Annotated in this window: 13 protein-coding genes; 11 read left to right on the top strand and 2 right to left on the bottom strand. The window is 56.5% G+C overall.

What is annotated here, in order from left to right; genetic code table 11:
- Positions 1 to 116: 116 nt before the first annotated feature.
- Positions 117 to 1463 (top strand): ABC transporter substrate-binding protein, encoded by a 1347-nt coding sequence (locus tag D7M11_RS16285; protein WP_158606655.1) that lies wholly within the window; start codon positions 117 to 119, stop codon positions 1461 to 1463.
- An 86-nt stretch (positions 1464 to 1549) separates the two neighbouring features.
- Here D7M11_RS16285 and D7M11_RS16280 read toward each other — a convergent pair whose 3' ends face one another.
- Complete coding sequence (locus D7M11_RS16280; protein WP_120748299.1) at positions 1550 to 2443, bottom strand: AraC family transcriptional regulator; 894 nt, start codon at positions 2441 to 2443, stop codon at positions 1550 to 1552.
- Positions 2444 to 2571: 128 nt separating this feature from the next.
- Between D7M11_RS16280 and melA the strand changes: the two genes are divergently transcribed.
- The 4 genes from melA (at position 2572) to D7M11_RS16260 (ending at position 8272) form a co-directional block, all read left to right on the top strand.
- On the top strand, positions 2572 to 3870 hold the full coding sequence (gene melA, locus D7M11_RS16275) for an alpha-glucosidase/alpha-galactosidase (protein ID WP_120748298.1): 1299 nt from the start codon (positions 2572 to 2574) through the stop codon (positions 3868 to 3870).
- Between the two features lie 112 nt (positions 3871 to 3982).
- The gene (locus D7M11_RS16270) at positions 3983 to 5068 is read left to right on the top strand and encodes a sialidase family protein (protein ID WP_120748297.1); all 1086 of its coding nucleotides are present in this window, start codon (positions 3983 to 3985) and stop codon (positions 5066 to 5068) included.
- A gap of 18 nt (positions 5069 to 5086) precedes the next feature.
- Positions 5087 to 7201 (top strand): right-handed parallel beta-helix repeat-containing protein, encoded by a 2115-nt coding sequence (locus tag D7M11_RS16265; RefSeq protein WP_240041143.1) that lies wholly within the window; start codon positions 5087 to 5089, stop codon positions 7199 to 7201.
- Between the two features lie 222 nt (positions 7202 to 7423).
- Entirely contained in the window at positions 7424 to 8272 is an 849-nt protein-coding gene (locus D7M11_RS16260) for a glycoside hydrolase family 43 protein (RefSeq protein ID WP_120748296.1), read from the top strand.
- A gap of 107 nt (positions 8273 to 8379) precedes the next feature.
- Here D7M11_RS16260 and D7M11_RS16255 read toward each other — a convergent pair whose 3' ends face one another.
- Positions 8380 to 8832 (bottom strand): NanQ anomerase/TabA/YiaL family protein, encoded by a 453-nt coding sequence (locus D7M11_RS16255; protein ID WP_158606654.1) that lies wholly within the window; start codon positions 8830 to 8832, stop codon positions 8380 to 8382.
- 188 nt (positions 8833 to 9020) lie between these two features.
- Between D7M11_RS16255 and D7M11_RS16250 the strand changes: the two genes are divergently transcribed.
- The 6 genes from D7M11_RS16250 (at position 9021) to D7M11_RS16220 (ending at position 17226) form a co-directional block, all read left to right on the top strand.
- Positions 9021 to 10175: a glycoside hydrolase family protein gene (locus D7M11_RS16250; protein WP_120748294.1), complete on the top strand. Its 1155-nt coding sequence runs from the start codon at positions 9021 to 9023 to the stop codon at positions 10173 to 10175.
- A gap of 381 nt (positions 10176 to 10556) precedes the next feature.
- Positions 10557 to 11381 (top strand): AraC family transcriptional regulator, encoded by an 825-nt coding sequence (locus D7M11_RS16240; protein ID WP_120748292.1) that lies wholly within the window; start codon positions 10557 to 10559, stop codon positions 11379 to 11381.
- 197 nt (positions 11382 to 11578) lie between these two features.
- Positions 11579 to 12883: an ABC transporter substrate-binding protein gene (locus D7M11_RS16235; protein ID WP_158606653.1), complete on the top strand. Its 1305-nt coding sequence runs from the start codon at positions 11579 to 11581 to the stop codon at positions 12881 to 12883.
- 54 nt (positions 12884 to 12937) lie between these two features.
- Positions 12938 to 14587, top strand: a complete 1650-nt coding sequence (locus D7M11_RS16230) for a hypothetical protein (RefSeq protein ID WP_120748290.1) — start codon at positions 12938 to 12940, stop codon at positions 14585 to 14587.
- A 123-nt stretch (positions 14588 to 14710) separates the two neighbouring features.
- Entirely contained in the window at positions 14711 to 16000 is a 1290-nt protein-coding gene (locus D7M11_RS16225; RefSeq protein WP_158606652.1) for an ABC transporter substrate-binding protein, read from the top strand.
- Positions 16001 to 16062: 62 nt separating this feature from the next.
- The gene (locus D7M11_RS16220) at positions 16063 to 17226 is read left to right on the top strand and encodes an alpha/beta hydrolase family protein (protein WP_120748288.1); all 1164 of its coding nucleotides are present in this window, start codon (positions 16063 to 16065) and stop codon (positions 17224 to 17226) included.
- Positions 17227 to 17904: the final 678 nt, after the last annotated feature.

Raw genomic sequence — 17904 nt, 5'->3', positions numbered from 1 at the left:
TTGCGAATCATCTTCGCGCAGGAAATGTGCGAGGAGGGGGTGGCTTTAACCTTATAATCGAACATATGTTCTAGTTATTGCAAATTCCACACAAATTCAATCGGGAGGTCATGTCTATGAACAACAAATTCGGACTGCCGCTAATATTGGGACTATCGATGATTGCGCTCACAGCATGCGGGGGAAGCAGCGGGGGAGGCTTGGGATCGGAGGGAAGAGAAGCGTCGAAGACGCCGCTAACCGGACCGTCGCCGGAGGTAAAAAAAGAGCCGATTACGCTGACCGTATTCGGGCTCGGTGTGCCCGAGCAGGAATTCAACGACCGGTTTCGGGCCGCGCTCGAGAAAAAATTTCCGTACATCACGTTCAAGTACATTCCGCCGGACAAAGGGAACTCGCTGCCGGAGCTTGTAGCGCGCGGAGAAACGCCCGATCTGATCCGCACCGACGTGCCGAATCTGAAAAATAACTATCTCGACCTGAAGCTCGGCACCGATTTGAACGAATACGTAAAGAAGCTGAAGGTTGACTTGTCGCGCCTGAACGCTCCCTTCGTGCAGGAGATGATCGACGCCGGTCAAACGGGTGCGCTGTACGGCATTCCTTACGCGCCGTATTTCCCGATGGTGCTTACGTACAACAAAGGCTTGTTCGATAAATTCGGGGTGCCTTATCCGAAGGACGGAATGACGTTCGACGAAACGTACGAGATCGCCAAAAAAATGAGCCGCACGGACGGCGGCACCGTGTACCGAGGCTTCAGCGCCAACATTATGGCGATGCTGCGCGACAATACGTTCGGCTACCCGATCCTCGATCCGAACAGCGACGGCTTGTACGATCTCGAGAAATGGAAGCCGCTGTTCGCCAATTTCCTGCGGTTTTACGAGCTGCCGAACAACAAAATCGAGGCTACCCGCCCGGCGGAAATTAACGACGCGTTCAAAAAAGGAAACGTCGCCATGCAAGTGAACCAATACAGTCAATACTTGCCGATTCCGCCGGAGATCGACTGGGATATCGTCACGTATCCGACGATTCAGGGCGCTCCGAAAAAGATGGCCTGGCGCGGCCCCGCCTACTGGTCGATATCCGCGACGAGCAAGCATAAGGAAGATGCGTTCCAAGTCATTATGGAGATGGTCAGCGACGACGTACAGATGGCCGATTCCAAAAAAGGGATGCTGCCGACAGTGGCGAGCAAAACGATCCGGGACGCTTACGCCCAGGACCGGCCCGATCTGAAGAGCAAAAACTTTAAATCGCTATTCTATTACGAGGAGTGGGCCCCGTATTCGCCGAAACGGAAAGCCGGTCTCGCGACCGTCCCGACCGTCGTTCAACAGGACTCGATGGCGCAGGCGTTCCACGATGTGGCGAGCGGCAAAGCCGATACGAACACAGCGCTGCGGCAGCTTGACGAGAAGCTGAAGCAGGAGCTGGAGAAGGAGAAGAGCAAGTAACGGATGCGGCTGACCGTTTAAGCGCGGTCTTGCCAAAGCGCTTGCCAGCGCAGCCGCCGCCGGCCGCGAAAATCGCGCACGCCCCGTCATTTCTCGATCCGCAGGGCGTGGGCCGTTTCCGGGCCGAGGCTTTGCCGATACTGGCTCGGCGTCATGCCGACCAGCGATTTGAAGACGCGGATAAAATAGTTGCTGCCCTCGAAGCCGGTTTCGCGGGCGATTGCCTCCATCGTTTTGTTCGTCTGAGCGAGGAGGGCGGATGCCTTCTCGATGCGGATTTTGCGCAAATAGTGCATCGGCTGAATGCCGGTTTTGTTCAGAAAGACACGGCTGAAATGGTATTTCGACAAGCCGGCGCTTGCGGCGATATCGTCCAGCGCAAGCGGGGCGGCGTATTGCGTCTGCATCAGGCGGATAGCCGTGCGGACCGGCTCCGGCGAGTCTTTGTACGGCACGATTCCGTAGCCTTCCGAGATCCGGTTCAGCTCCAGCACGAACCGGTACAGCCGGGCGGAAACCTCGTATTTGTCCAGCTCGGCGTTCCGGTAAATGAGCGCGTACAGCTCGCTGATGCAGAGGAACGGCTCGAGCTGCTCATCGAACGGGACGACCGGGCCGAAACGGTCGATCAGCGAATTCCAGTGGCGGATGGCGTCCTCGCCTCTTACGGCGATAAACAGGAACTCCCACGGCCCGTACGCTTCGTCGTAATAGTACTCATGGTCGCTCGGCAGCGTGCACAAAAAGCCGCAATGCTTCGGCACCACGTATTCGCGGTCGCCATGACGGATCGTGCCTTGTCCGGACAAGGTGAACTGGAATATCGTGCCTTCGCCGTCTCTCCGTTTCAGGCCGTCATAGCGGTACTCCGTCGAAGTGACGTGCTGCCAGCCGATCCCGCCGAGACGCATGCTTAGCGCGGACGGGGTCATGTAGTGGAATTGAAACGTTTTGCGGCTGCACAACTCGTGAGGGAACATGAAGGAAACCACCCCGATCGTATCGATTTCATCTTATGCACTAGTATAGCAGCAATGAGGAAGTTCGTAAGCGCTTAATTCGAGGCACCCAATATAGAGAAACGATCAAGATTCGGAGGGAATGGAAAGTGGACAAAATGACGTTCATCGGGGCGGGCAGCGTCGCCTTTGCCAAAAATGTGCTAGGGGATTGCATGCTCGTACCGTCGCTGCAGCAGTTCGAATTCGCCCTGTTCGACATCGATGCGGAAAGGCTGAAGGACGCCGAGCGGATGCTGACCCATCTGATCGGCAAGCTGGGCAGCGGCTGCGCCGTCAAGGCGTATGCCGACCGCAAGGAAGCGCTGCGCGGAGCCAAATACATCATCAATACGATTCAGGTGGGCGGTTACGATCCATGCACGATCACCGACTTCGAGGTGCCGAAGAAGTACGGCTTGCGCCAGACGATCGCCGATACGGTTGGGATCGGCGGCATTTTCCGCAATCTGCGCACAATTCCCGTCGTGCTCGGGATCGCCCGCGATATCGAGGAGGTTTGTCCGGACGCGCTGTTCTTCAACTACACGAATCCGATGGCCGTGTTGACGAACGTTATGAACACGTACGGCGGGGTGAAGACGGTCGGGCTGTGCCACAGCGTACAGGTGTGCGCGCCGAGGCTGCTTAAGCACTTGGGCATGGAGGAGCAGGGCGTGCAGTGGAAAATCGCCGGCATCAATCATATGGCGTGGCTGCTCGAAATTACGAAAAACGGCGTGGACTTGTACCCGGAAATTAAACGGCGCGCCGCCCTAAAGCAGCAGGAGAAGCACAGCGACATGGTCCGGTTCGAGCTGATGCAGCGCTTCGGCTATTACATTACCGAATCCTCCGAGCATAACGCCGAGTACCACCCGTATTTCATCAAACGAAGCTACCCGGAGCTGATCGAGAGGTTTAACATTCCGCTGGACGAATATCCGCGCCGGTGCGTATGGGCGATCGACCGGTGGAAAACGATGCGCGGCGAGCTGATAGGCAACGAAGGGCTGACGCATACGCGCTCCCATGAATATATTTCGTACATTCTGGACGCCATTGAAACGGACACTCCGTTCAAATTCGGCGGGAACGTGATGAACACCGGACTGATCGAAAACTTGCCCCGCGAGGCGTGCGTCGAGGTCGCCTGCATCGCCGATTCGAGCGGCGTGACGCCGACGTACGCAGGTGTGCTGCCGCCGCAATGCGCCGCGCTCAACCGGACGAACATCAACACGCAGCTGCTGACGATCGAGGCGGCGATTACGCAAAAGAAGGAGCATATTTATCAGGCGGCCCTGCTCGATCCGCATACGTCGGCGGAACTGTCGATCGACGATATCGTGGCGATGTGCGACGAGCTGATTGAAAGGCACGGGAGCTGGCTGCCGGCTTACCGATAACGGAGGGCGATAGCCCGGAAGACTCGGGAGAGGCGCCTTCCAACGGTACGCCGCATCGTCTTTTTCATGCCGAACATAAAACTCCGTACTCACGAAGAAAGAGGAGGAACCAATGGGCTATTTCAGCATTCAGACAAGCGAACCGTTTGTCGTACATAAGGCGGAGGGGGAGCATTTATGCGCCTTCCCCGCGGCGGCGGCGTTTCGCATCTTGGACAAGGACGGGAGCTCGCGCACGAGACTGTTCGTTTATTTCAGCCAAACGAAGGACGACGCGAACATTCCGCCGTCGGTCGGACTGCGCATGTCGGACGATGGCGGGGATACATGGCCGTATTATCAGTCGCATACGTGGTTTCCGATCTCGCTTGTGCAGCAGCCGGAGGGACGGATCGGCGGTCCGTCGTTCGTGGCGACGATGCTCGGCGGCGATATTTCCAGCGAGCAGACGATTCGCTGGGTGCATTCCGCCGATGGCGGCGCGACCTGGGAGGTGACGGAGGGCAAACTCGTGACGCCCGTTCCGATGAGGTGCATCGTGGCCGGCACAGGCCGGGGCGGCTTCGCCTTCACCTGGGTTTTGAAGATGGAAGACGGTACGCTGGGAGCGGTGCTGTACGGCTACTACGCCAGCGATACGAAATATAGAACGATATGGGCCAAATCGGATGACGGCGGCGTCCATTGGAGCGTCGAGTCCACGGTCGCCTACGATCCCGAAGCCGGGCCCGAAGGCTACTGTGAGCCAACTGTCGCCCGGGTGGCCGACGGCTCGCTGCTGTGCGTCATGCGTATCGGCAGCAACAAGCCGCTATACCAGTCTCGCTCGCACGACGATGGCAGGACGTGGAGCGAGCCGGAGCCGCTGCCGGGACCGACGCCGGAGGAAACGTACAGCGTGCTTCCGGCGCTGCGATCGCTTGGAGATGGCCGGCTGGTGCTGAGCTACGGGAGGCCGGATACGCGTATGCTGCTGTCGGAGGACGGCTCGGGCCGGAGCTGGACGTCGTTTGCGACGACGTACGGCGGGACGACGACCGGCTACACCGGTTTGACCGTGACGGGCGAGAACCGCCTGTTTTTGACGGGAGATACGGGAGCGAACTGGCAGTACGATTTCAAGAGCGGTTTCCCGAGCCCGAACCCGTTTGCAATCTGGGGGAAGCAGGTCGAGATCGCCGAAAGTCTTAAATCCTAATCAGGGGAGGCTGCGAGGATGACGTACGAACCGGGCAACGAGCGGATGAAGCAACGTGTGGGAGCAGAAGCGGGAGGGACGGACGGCGGCATGACGGCGATGAGCCGAAGGGCGATGTTGTCGTCGCTCGGGATTGTGGGAGCGGCATTGGCTGCCGGAAGCGTAATCGGCGGCACGATGAATACGGTGTTCGGCGCGGGAGGGCCGGCGGTTACGGGCGATGTATACGATCGCAAAGGTCCGCCGGATTTGTTGCCTAACGTGTTGATGGATATGAATTACTGCGTGTCCGTGACGATGGCCGAGCTTCGGACGATGGCGGATCCGGATCCCGATTTTACTTATTTCGTCAAGGACGGGAAGCAGGACGGTCCTTTCGTCTACGATCCGGCGGACACAGCATCGGCGGATAACGGCGGGACGGTGCTCGTTTCGGCTTCCGGCGCCCGCTTCAAACGGCTGTATGACGGTTCGCTGAACGTCAAATGGTTTGGGGCAAAGGGCGACGGCGTAAGCGACGATGGTCCGGCGATCCAGCGCGCAATCGATGCCGGCGGGGCGAGAAGCAATATCTATTTCCCGCAGGGGACGTACCGGATCACCCAGTCGCTCGTAATCAGCCAGCCGGAGGTGACGTTTTATTCCGATTTCAAAAGCGAATATACGCCGCGGCTTGTATGCACGACGGCGAACGTATGGATGATTCGGGCAAAGCATTACGCGTTCTGCATGAAAGGGCTGCAGCTCGAAGGCGACGGGAATTTATCGCAAAATCCGTACGTGCCGACCGTTAACGGCATCCTGTACGACCGGTCCGACGGCTCGGGGCAGGAGACGTTGTCCAATCTTGACGGCGACATCCAGTTTTGCGGTTTTTTCAAGCTGAACGAGTGCGTACGCAACGTCGGCCGCAACGTCTTTTTCAATTACAACATTTTCTCGAACAGCGTCAAGGCCGTCATTATCGATCCATACCCGAATGCGGAATGCCGCGGCTACCGCTTCGTGCAGAACCGGTTTCATTCGATGGGGAAAGATTTAAGCCAGCTTGCGCCCGGCGTGGAATCATGGTGCATCGAGATTACGTCGGCGCGGGCATACGGCAACCAGATTATCGGCAATATGGCCGATTTCTGCAAAGGCTTCTTCAAGGGGCCGGTCGACCGCAGCACGATCAACGACAACCAGGCATACAATTCGTTCGGCGACGGCGTCAGGATCGTCAATTTGGACGGTACGACCTCGCTGTTTCAGCAGGGCTACGAGATTAGCAATAACATATTCGTCGGCGCGCAGAATCTGGGCTGGAACAAAACGACGAGCGACAGCACCCAGCAAATGAATTACGGCATCGTGGCGGAAGCGCCGGTGCTTCAAAACGGATTCGTCACGAACAACTTCATTACGTTCTGCAACAAGGACGGCATGTATTTCAACAATTTGAGCGCAGGGGTTGTGCAGGACAACTATATTTTGTCGCCGAACAAACGCGCGGATATCGACGGCTCCCTTTATGCAGGCATCCGCATCGTCACGGGTTCGCAGAATCTCGTCTCGGGCAACATGATTCGCTCTACCGTACCGAACGGGGCTGCTCATAAAAACGGCATCTACAACGGATCGAGCGGCTCCAAGCTGATCGGCAACTTCGGCTTTAATCAGTCCGGCGATTTCGTGGCCAATCTCGCTCCGGATACGACCGACGTCGTCGAGCCGGGAGTGCCGAAGTATGCGGAAACGTACAAGCGGGACAAAGCGGCCGCCACGTTCGGAATGAAAATGTACACGCACAACGCCTCGTCGCAGAAGACGCTGTATGCCGAAGTCGTGGCGATGCAGATGAGCTCGTCGGCGGGAGCGGAGAAGGCGGATTTGCAGTTCAACAGCATGTCGAACGGATCGTTGAAGCCGCTGATGCGAGCCTCGTGGCAAGGCGCGTTGTCCGTCGGCGACCGTACGGGCAAGGAAACGCTGCAAAACGGCTATGTTAACGCCAAGGCGCTAAACGGCGAATATGTATCGCTGCTCCCAAGCGTCGAGGCTTCGATCCCGAACGGCTCGCTGTTCGTCGATGCCACCGACTCCAAGCTGAAGTTCAAGGACGCTTCGGGCGCGGTCATACCGCTCAGCTGAGTCTGAGCACGATACGGTGTAAGCGCGGGTGATGCCGGGAAGTGCCGCCGGACTCTTCGGAAAGAGGGGGACGGGGGCACTTCCCGGCGTTCAGGGGAACCGAAATTTTCCAATTATTCGTTTACAGCCGGAAAGCTGATCTTTATAATAAGGGTGAATGAATGCGGTACGTCGTATCATAATGTGATACGATTCGATTATTCGGGAGGTCAGGCAAACACGATGATAACACGCGATCAATTGCGAATACGCGATCCGTTCGTGCTCGTCGATCCGGAGGCTGGGCTGTATGTTATGTACGGCACGAACGGCATCCGGGGCTTTGACGCGTATACGAGCACGGATCTGGAGAACTGGGACGGGCCGATTCCGGTGTTACGGCCGGAGGAAGGCTTCTGGGCGGACCGCGATTATTGGGCGCCGGAGGTGCATCTGTACCGCGGCCGGTATTATATGCTGGCTTCGCTCAAAGCGGAGGAGGCGTGCCGGGGGACGCAAGTTTTCGTAGCCGATTCGCCGCTTGGTCCATTCCGGCTGTGCGGCGGCGGGCCGGTGACGCCTGGCGATTGGGAATGTCTCGACGGAACGCTGCATATCGACGAGGAGGGCAAGCCGTGGATGGTATTTTGCCACGAATGGCTGCAGGTGCACGATGGCGAAATGTGCGCCGTTCCGCTTGACGAATCGCTGGAGCGGGCCACAGGGGAACCGGTGCTGTTATTCAAGGCGTCGGAGGCGCCCTGGTCCGTCGCACGGCATACGGGCATCGACTACATCACCGACGGGCCGTTCCTGTTCCGCTCCGGCGGGGAGCTGCTGATGATGTGGTCCAGCTTCGGCGCGGACGGATACGCGCTCGGCCTGTCCCGTTCCATATCCGGCAAGCTTGCCGGACCGTGGACCCATGACGAACGGCCGCTGTACGACAAGGACGGCGGGCACGGCATGTTGTTCCGCGACCTGCGCGGCGAGTGGATGCTTACGTACCATACGCCAAACGGGGGTTCGCTGGAGCGGGCGGTATTTGTCCCGTTTGCCGCTATGCGCGCGGGCCTTGCGCCGGAGGGGTGAGCCGGGTTTTGGGGGCAGTGCTGGGTTAGCGCAAAGAGCCCTCGCACCTTGCGAAGGCAAGGCCGAGGGCTACCGGCGGTCCGGTGCCGCTTCAAGCGGCATCAGGCTTAGATTTCCACTTTAATGACGATTTTTTTGACGGGAGCGGGCTTCTCGTCCACGGCTACGCAAGGCGAATGAACGTCCTGCGGAGCGAAAAAGACGAAATAACCTTCGTTCAGCGTGAAGAAGTCGCCGTTTGCCGCAAACAGCGCGTAATCCGACTCTTCGTTGTAGGCGGTCGTTTCTTCGGCCCTTTCGATCGGCGAATGGCCCAGCGTTTCGGCGCCTTCGGCGACGATTTGAATATCGTAGTACTTGCGATGGGCTTCCCAGATGCTGTCCGCCTTCAGCTTCGTATCGTAATGCTGCACATTGGCGAACAAATGGCTGCCGTCAATCTCGTACCTGCCCGGCTCCAGCGTTTTGATATCATGCGTTTGCAAAAATTCGATCGCTTGCTTGAAACGGGGATGCACGCCGGCATATTGCCCGAGATTGGCAATGGAATCAAGAATCACTATGAATCTCTCCTTGGCTATTGATAGGAACAAGTTGAATCGTCACGGAGTACGAGAGCGTTATCATGCTGCGGGGGACTTTTCTAGAACATTGTAGTCGCTGCGTCCAAGCCTGTAAAGATTAGATTTGGGAGATTGGCCCGAGGGAGACGCCCGTGCTTGGCGTTCCAGGACAAGGAGGAGTAACGATGTCGGATTCGGTTGCTATCGGCTCCAGAGTCGAATTGTTTGTGGACAAGACGCTGATTGAGCGAATGAACGGGGTGAGCCTGCAGATAAACCGGCCGGTGCCGAAGGAAGTGGCGCTGACGTTCCCGGAGGCGTGGGAAGGGAAGCATTGCAGCTATTTTACGGTCATTCAGGACGAGCGGAAGGTGCGGCTGTATTATCGCGGCAATTCGGCGGCAGACGATTCGCACGATCAGGTTACTTGTTACGCGGAGAGCGAGGACGGCATTCATTTCGTCAAGCCGGAGCTGGGGCTGGTCGAATTTGGCGGCTCCACGCGCAACAATATCGTGCTGAAGGGCGTGCTTGCCCATAACTTCGCTCCGTTCTACGATCCGTCCGAGCTTGGTGGGGCTACCGGCCGTTACAAGGCGGTGGCGGGCATCGGCACATCGGCGCAAACGATCGGCAACCAATCGCCGCTGTACGCCCTGCGTTCGGATGACGGCATCCGCTGGACGAAACTTCGGGAGGAGCCGGTTATGACGGATGGAGCGTTCGACTCGCAGAACATCGCCTTCTGGGATGAGTCGACCCGGCAATACCGCTGCTACAACCGGTATTTTACGGCCGATCTCGTTCGCGGCGTGCAAAGCGCCGTTTCCCGCGATTTTGTGAACTGGGAACCGCAGCGGCGGAACGAATATGCGGACGGCGTTCCGCTCGAGCATTTTTACACGAACGCGACGATCGTTTGCCCCGGCGCCGAGCATCTGTATTTGTCGTTCCCGATGCGCTTCGTGCCCGGACGGAAAAAAATGCCGTGGCATCGCGAGACCGGCGTGAGCGACGCCGTGTTCATGACGAGCCGGGACGGCTACACGTGGGATCGTACGTTTATGGAAGGCTGGGTGCGCCCCGGACTGGAGGAGCGCAACTGGACCGACCGCAATATGATGACGGCGTACGGCTGCGCCCTAAACGATACCGAGTTTTCGTTTACATCGGGGAGCATTACCGCTTCGACTCGATCCGCCTGCGCCGTTATGCCGTGCGCAAGTATGGATTCGCCTCCGTTCATGCGGATTACGCCGGCGGGGAGCTGCAAACGAAGCCGCTGCTGTTCACCGGCCATAGCCTTAAGCTCAACTACTCGACTTCGGCTGTCGGCTTGATTCAGGTGGAGGCGGCCGACGAGTCGGGCCAAGCGATCGAAGGGTTTTCTTTTGACGATATGGAGCCTTTGTACGGCGATTCGCTCGGGGAAGCGGTGAGATGGAAATCGGGAGCGGGGCTCGAGCGGCTGGAAGGCAGGCCGGTCCGGCTGCGGTTTCGGCTGAAGGATGCCGATCTGTACGCTTTTCAGGTTGTGTAGCGCCGGCGATCGATTCGCTTCATTAGTAAGGACGGAACGGCTGATCTTGCGGATCGCAGCCGGCTCGTCCTTGTTTCTTTTTCACCCGGGTCCGATTGACCCATGCGGGCTCCCGATCCTATAATCGGGCTAACACCTAACTAACGCCTGCAACAACCGCGTACCGGGGGGGAGCTTACTTTTGCGTATCCGCATCTTTAATTACCACACACTGCAACACGGTCATACAGGCAAAAGCGGGGGCATTCACCCTTATTTCGAATTGCTGCATATTACGAAGGGTGAGGCCGACCTGGAATGGATGGGGCTCGAATTCGCCTCTCCTTCGCCGAGCCTGTTTCTGCTGACGCCGAATACGCCCCATCGCCTGATTCGTCCCAAGCCGCCGGTCGGCTTCTGGTATATCGAGATCGACATGGAGGAGGACGAGCCGCTCGTTAGCCTGGAGCAAGCCGTTTCCTGGAATCGGCTGCAGCAATCGCTCGATTATGCGAGCGCCGACATGCGCACCATTCGCAGGATGATTGACGAGCTGATCGACTCGATGGAAAGCGGAAAGGAAAACCGCGCCGATTATGACGAACAGATCTTGCTGCTCGATATAAGGAAAACGGTCCGGCTTATTCAAAACTATTTGCTGAGCGGGCGGACGGCGCAAGCCGAAGAAAACGACCGTTCGGCCCAGGATTTTGTCCGGACGCTCATGCGTTACATGGAAACCAATTACTACGAGCCCGTCGATTTGTCCCTCTTATCGAACCGGGTTCATCTCAATTCGTCATACCTCGTTCGGGCGTTCAAAAGGGAAACGGGCGTGACGCCGATGCAGTATTTGAACAAGCTGAGGCTGAGCGCAGCGATGAGTTATCTTGTGAACACATCGATGGGGATCGAGCAGATCGCCGAAGCGACCGGGTTTAACAGCATTCACTATTTCTCCCGGCTGTTCAAGCGCAAGCACGGGGTCAGCCCGCAGATGTGGAGGACGATGCAGCAAAAGCGCTAATTGGAGCCCGGTCGCGATGCCCGCGCGCGAAGGGAAACGAAATACGAGGTCAGTTTTGTGCAAACGGGAAAAAACAACTATGCAGGAAAGCGGTTTCTCGCGGCGATCGATAGGCATGATTCGGCTAAAGACCCGAACCGTGGCGATCCCTTATGATGAGGTTGTATTTACTACAATGTCATACGGGGGAATCGAAAGTGAAAAAGAACCGTTATACGCCATTGCTCGCCGCGATCGCCTTGCTGGTCGTTGCTGCCGGTTGCGGAGGGAAAACGCCAGCAGCCGAACCGCCGCAAGGCGCGTCCGCAGGGACGGAGAAGCAGGCGCCGCCGCCGCCGCCGGAGCCGGTCAAGCTCACCTTGTATATGCAAAATGCGTTTCCGATCCAGGATCTGATCGTCGAGGCGGTCCGCAAAAAATATCCGCATATTACGCTGGAGCCGCTGCTGCGCCAGAAGGGGCAGCTGCCCGAAGACCTCGTCGCGGCGGGAACGTTTCCGGATTTGATCTATAACAGCACGCCGTGGTACGCCGAATATATCAACTTAAACGTGCTGCAGGATTTGAGCGGGCTGGTCAAGTCGAGCGGCTTCGATGTCAGCAAACTCGATCCGCTTGCGATGGACGCGATCCGGATGTGGGGAGATAAGGGCGAGCTGTACGCGCTGCCGATTTATCGCAACTTTGCCGTGATGTACTACAACAAGGACTTGTTCGACAAGTTCGGCGTACCGTACCCGAAGGACGGAATGACGTGGAAAGACGCTGCGTCGCTTGCGGGCAAGCTGTCCCGGACGGATGGCGGAGTCGTTTACAAGGGGCTGGACGCCAGCGACTCCTATTCGGCCATGTCCCAATTGACGGTGCCGTTCGTCAAGCCGGACGGCAAAGCGAATTTGCAGGACGAGAAATTCGGTATCGCGCTCGACAACCTGAAGACGATCTACACGATTCCGGGAAACAGCCGCGGCAACAATATGACCGACTTTTATAAAGGCACGCTAGCGATGTCCACGTTCTGGAACGTGCTTGGCAACTTCGAGGACTATCACAAAAAAGGAGTGGCGCTTAACTGGGATATGGTGACGATGCCGACGTATGAGCAAGCGCCGGGCCGGTCGTACCAGGTCGATTCGCACAATATGAGCATCTCGTCGCTCAGCAAGCATAAGGAAGCGGCATTCCAGGTGATCGCCTACTTGACCTCGAAGGAGGTCCAGATGGAGATCAGCAAGAACGGCTACGTCTCAAGCCTCGTCGATCCCGAACCGCAGAAAGCGTTCGGCGCCAATCTGGAATCGCTCAAGGGCAAAAACGTCGCGGCGATCTTTAAGCTGCAATCGGCACCGATGTACAAAGTAAACGCCTACGATTCGCTTGTCCGGGCGGAGCTCGCCAAGGCGCTGACCGAAGTGCTGGCGGGCAGCAAAGATATCAATTCGGCGCTTCGCGATGCGAACGACCGGGCGGATAAACAACTCGAGATGCAGAAGAAAAAATAGGCGAGGCGGTTTTCTTGCGGTACGTAACCATTGGATCGGGGAGTGTGAGCGTAAATGGCGGATGCGAGACGGAATCAGGGAGAGCGAACGGAGCCGCAGGCCGGCGAAGGCAAAATGGGCCGCAGGGAGATGCTCGTCGCCTTATCGGCAGCCGGCGCGGCAACGGCGGCGGGAATGCTGTTCGGGGGCGGGGCAAGCGCCTTCGGCGAGGCGCTGCCGGGCCTGACGGTCGGGCAGGACGTATACGGACCGGCTGGCGGCGAATGCTGCGGGAATGTCGCCGTATTCGATAACGTTGCCGAGATGAAGCTGGCAGATCTGAGGGAGAGGACGATCGCCTGCACGGTTTCCTATTATGCGGGCTGGGAGGCGTCGCCCCTCGGGGCTCTAGGAGGAGCCTTCTACGATATCGTCCTCCCGGAGAAATTCAGCGGGACCCCGGATGGTTTCGGCGATCATCTTCTGGCCAGCGGCAGGATCGCTGTCCTGCGCAAGACAGGCGGATTGCTCGCCACCCGTTACGGAGCGAAGGGCGACGACGGTGCGACGGACAGCTACCCCCAGCTTCAGGCGATGGCGCTGCAACTGAAGAAGCAGGGAGGCGGGAGCGCGACGCTGGACTGGGCGGGAGGAGCCTACGGGATCGGGCAGACGATTACGTTGTGGAACAACACGACGTTCGGCGGACCGAACTGGCTCAAGATCATCGCCCAGACCACGTACGATTGCGCTGTCGTTGGGGTGCCCGGAGCGAACCATGTGCATATTACCGAGCTGAAGGTCGATTGCGGTTACGTTCCGGCCCAGGGCGGGCTTTATTTGAGAAGGAACAATGCATCCTGGCATGCCGAAAATATTACGGTGATCCGCGCCGCGCACGACAAGTCCCGTAAAGGCGGACGGGCGGTCACATGCGAAGCGGGCGTCAATCCGGCTCTGTATGGGGCGAGAAAAGCGGTTATCGGCAGCATCATTGCCGTCGATTGCTACATGGGACTGTGTCTGGCCGGGGGGACGAATCAGGAGGATTCCGGGGTGATCGTAAACAGTCTCGTGGCCGAGCGATGCGAAACGGTCGTCGGTTTGTTCGGCAACAGCGCGGGCTATCCGCATCCCGGTGTCAGCATGCAGCATATCGTCCAGAACGTCAGTGCGCGAAATTGCGGGAAATCGGTCACGTACGGCCGGCCTCACGGCTTGTTTGTTTCCGATCGCGGCTCGAACGTCAGGATCGGCCAGTTCTCGATCAGTAACGATCCCGGTTACGGCTCGATCAGCTCCTTGATGATGGGAGACTGGCACAATGTCGTCTTCGACGGCGGAACATTTATCGGGGCTTGCGACCAACTGATCCGGTTTGCGCGTTTTTTCGAAGCGGACGTGATCCGAGACGATGTATTCGCCACTTCAAACTGCGAGTTTCGCGGCATTAAGCATGTCGGCACTTGTACCGATGCGGTTACGGCCAGCTTGGCGGACGACGCGAAGGTGCGGGACACGACCATCGAATTATCGACCGACGCCGTATCATCTCCTGCGATTTTAACTCCGGGGATGGCGGCTAAAACGACGGTGCGTTTCAAGCTCCAGAACCGGACGTATAATACGCGGATCGAAGGACTTGCCGGCGCGATCGGCTCGATCGCCCAGTATGCGGACTATCCGAATACGTCGGTAATTTGCGGCCTCCATGAGCAGCACTGAAAGCGTTTGCGATCCCGAGCGACAATCGGATTCGGTCCTTGTTCTAAGAAACGGGCAAGCGAGAGTTTCACATTGAAAGGCAGATTTATGAAAAAGCGGAGTATTACAAGGAGGGTTATCACAGTGCAAAAACGCATCGTATTTGCATTGGCTATCGTATTGGCTTTTTTACTTGTAGCCGGTTGCGGGGGCGAAAGACAGCCTGCCGCGGAGAATTCTCCAGTTGCGGAGAATCCGCCGAAACCCGTTAAGTTAAAAGTTTTTTTCGCGTCCAACGTTGGTAATGACTATTACAACACGCTGGTGGTCGAGCCGATCAAGAAAACATTTCCGCATATTACGCTGGAATTGATCCCATTCGGCCAGAAGTTGCCCGATCTACTGGCTTCCGGCAACGCGCCGGACCTTATTTTCGACGGGTTGACCAACCTGATCCCTACCCTTGAGCTCGATGTCCCGTTAAGTCTGGACGAACTGGCCAAGCGGAACAAATTCGACTTCTCCAAAATCCAGCCGGAAGTGATAAAGGAAATCCGCTCATACTCCAAGACGGATGAGCTGCTTGCCTGGCCGCAAGCCAATCATTGGTTTGGACTGCACTACAACAAGGACATTTTCGATCTATTCGGAGTTCCCTATCCGAAAGAAGGCAGCACTTGGGAAGAAGTAATGGAATTGGCCGCCAAATTATCCCGAACGTACGAGGGGATCGAATATCGCGGTATAAGTCCGGGCGTTAGTCATAACCGGTTGTCGACTCAACTGTCCGCTCCTTATGCAGAACCAAAAACAGAGAAGTCCATGATCGGCACGCACGAATCCTGGAGGAAGTTGTTCCAAACGTATAAAGATGTTTTCAGCATACCAGGCAATTACCCGAAAGGCGCAGCGTACAACGATGCGGCAAAAGCGTTTATGACGGAGAAGAAATTGGCGATGTATCCCCATCTGCTGATGTTCCCGGACCCCAAGCTAGGCTTCAATATGGGAGTTACTACGTTCCCTTTCTTTAAAGATAAGCCTTGGGTTGGCCCGTCCGGCTTTATAGAAGTGATCGTTATTTCCAAAACGACCAAAAATCCGGACGCGGCGTTCCAGGTCGTGGCCCATTTGACATCGGACGAAGTGCAAACGAGAAATGCGAGATTGGGAATGAATCCTGTCGTAACGAACAGTCAGGCGCAAATGAGCTTGTTCGCCGACCTGCCAGCGGCGAAAGGGACCGACTTGACTCCGTTTTTCAAGATGAAGCATGCGGAATCGTATGGCAAGACGATCTACGATGCGGCAGGCAGCAAAGCGGTTATCAAATATTTGCAGGAATTTATTGACGGAAAGCTCGACCTGAACACCGCGTTGGCCAGAGCAGACGAAGAAACGAACAAGGCGATTGAGGAGCAAAAGAAAAAGTGAACAGAAGTGTTCGGGTTTTGAAAATGAGAGCAAAGTCACATTGATCACAGTGGAGGAGTAAGATGGACAGACCGATTTTGTCACCGTGGAACATGGAGCAGTTGCATGGTTCCCCGCGCATATATCCGTCCGACGTGAAAGCGGCAAACGGCATCCATTCGATTTTTTACGAGGGACTCCCTTTCAAGGGGAAAGAAACGCGTATTTTTGCCCATTACGGGATACCGGAGGCGGCGGAAGGCGAGAAGGTGCCGGCAGTTGTTCTCGTACACGGAGGCGGGGGCACCGCCTATGAAGAGTGGGTCCATTTATGGATGAAGCGAGGATACGCCGCAATTGCCATGGATCTGGAAGGGAACGTCCCCGACAGGTCGCAGGGGGAAACGAAACGGATCGCTCATACGATGCCGGGTCCTTCTCGAGAGGGCATTTACTTGGATTGCGATCAGCCTGTCGAGGAGCAGTGGATGTTTCATGCCGCAGCCGATGTCATGCTGGCCCATTCTTTTTTGCGCACCCTTCCTCTTGTAGACATGAACCGGATCGGAATAACCGGAATTTCGTGGGGCGGCATCGTCACCAGTCTTGTCGCCGGAATCGACAGCCGGTTCGCCTTCGCCATTCCCGTATACGGGTGCGGCTTTCTGTACGAAGCCGACAATGAATGGGGCCGGCGATTCGTCGATATGGGAGAAGCAAGCGCCGAATCCGTCAAACGGTTGACTGAGCCTTCCGCCTATTTCTCCCGTGTGGCGATGCCGATGCTGTGGGTGAATTGGCTCTACGATCCCTGTTTCGGGATGAACATTTTCAGCAAATCGTATCATCACGCCAAAAATGAAATCGAACAGTCCGGCATGTGCATATATCCCCATCTCGGACATTCACACCCGCTCGGCTGGAAGCCGGACGAAATTTATACATTCGCGGATAGTATCGTCCAGGGCGGCAAACCTTTGCTGCGCCTTGGCAAACCCATGGAACAGGACGGAGCCGTTTCTGTCGCCCTCGATTCTACTGACGGAAATGAAGCGATCCATGCAGAACTGATCTATACGCAGAACTGCGACAACTGGCAGCAATGCGAATGGGCAACTACCGATTGTACGCTCGATCGGTCGGGCCATCGCGTCCATCTTCGCCTTCCGCAGGATGCCAAAGCTTACATTATTAACGTTCGCGATTCATATGGACATACGACCAGCACTCCTGTCGTCGTACGGTGATCTAGCAGGCCACGCCGATTCCGGAACTTTACCGTTCAGGTAGTGCAACCGTTGACAGGAACATGACTGAATAGACGCTATCGGAGCCTCCGTACTTTCCGGCCCCGACGGCACACAGTCTACTCTGCTCTGTCGGACCGTTATATAGCAGATGGGCAATTTTTTTTGCAGCCTTAGCCTACATGCGAGCCAGGCTTGACATGGAGCCTCTATGGGCATGATTCCTTGTGATCGGGCGATAACCTTGTAAACTCGTATCGCCAAAGACAATTTAGCCTATCATGCCCGCCCCTCCATATAAAGCCTTCCCGAGTTACTTTTGCTTTCCGAAGAAGCCAAACCCATTCAAGAAAAGAAAAAGACGAAGGGCAGGGCCAGGGCCAGGTGTGTGGGTTTAGCCGAGGGGAATCGGCGCGATTGATTTCGGCAGCCTTTCTAACGTTCGAAGTGTAATTACCAATACTATTGCTGGCAAATATTATCTGTTGCTGCACGGCCGAAACGGGGAATGTCGCGGTTTTGGCCGAATTTTATTTCTATTTGTTCTGTTTCGTATTTACAGACTGATCTTTAGAAGCTATAATGAAACCATTCATTGTATCAATAATACACGATGTAACATAATAAGACACAAATGATTTTTGACGTTTAGAATATAGCTTATGAATTTTGCCGAAT

Source organism: Paenibacillus ginsengarvi, from assembly GCF_003626695.1.
GTDB classification, from domain to species: Bacteria; Bacillota; Bacilli; order Paenibacillales; family NBRC-103111; genus Paenibacillus_AB; species Paenibacillus_AB ginsengarvi.
The sequence above is the reverse complement of the archived record's forward strand: the minus strand, read 5'-3'. Positions and strand labels throughout refer to the sequence as shown.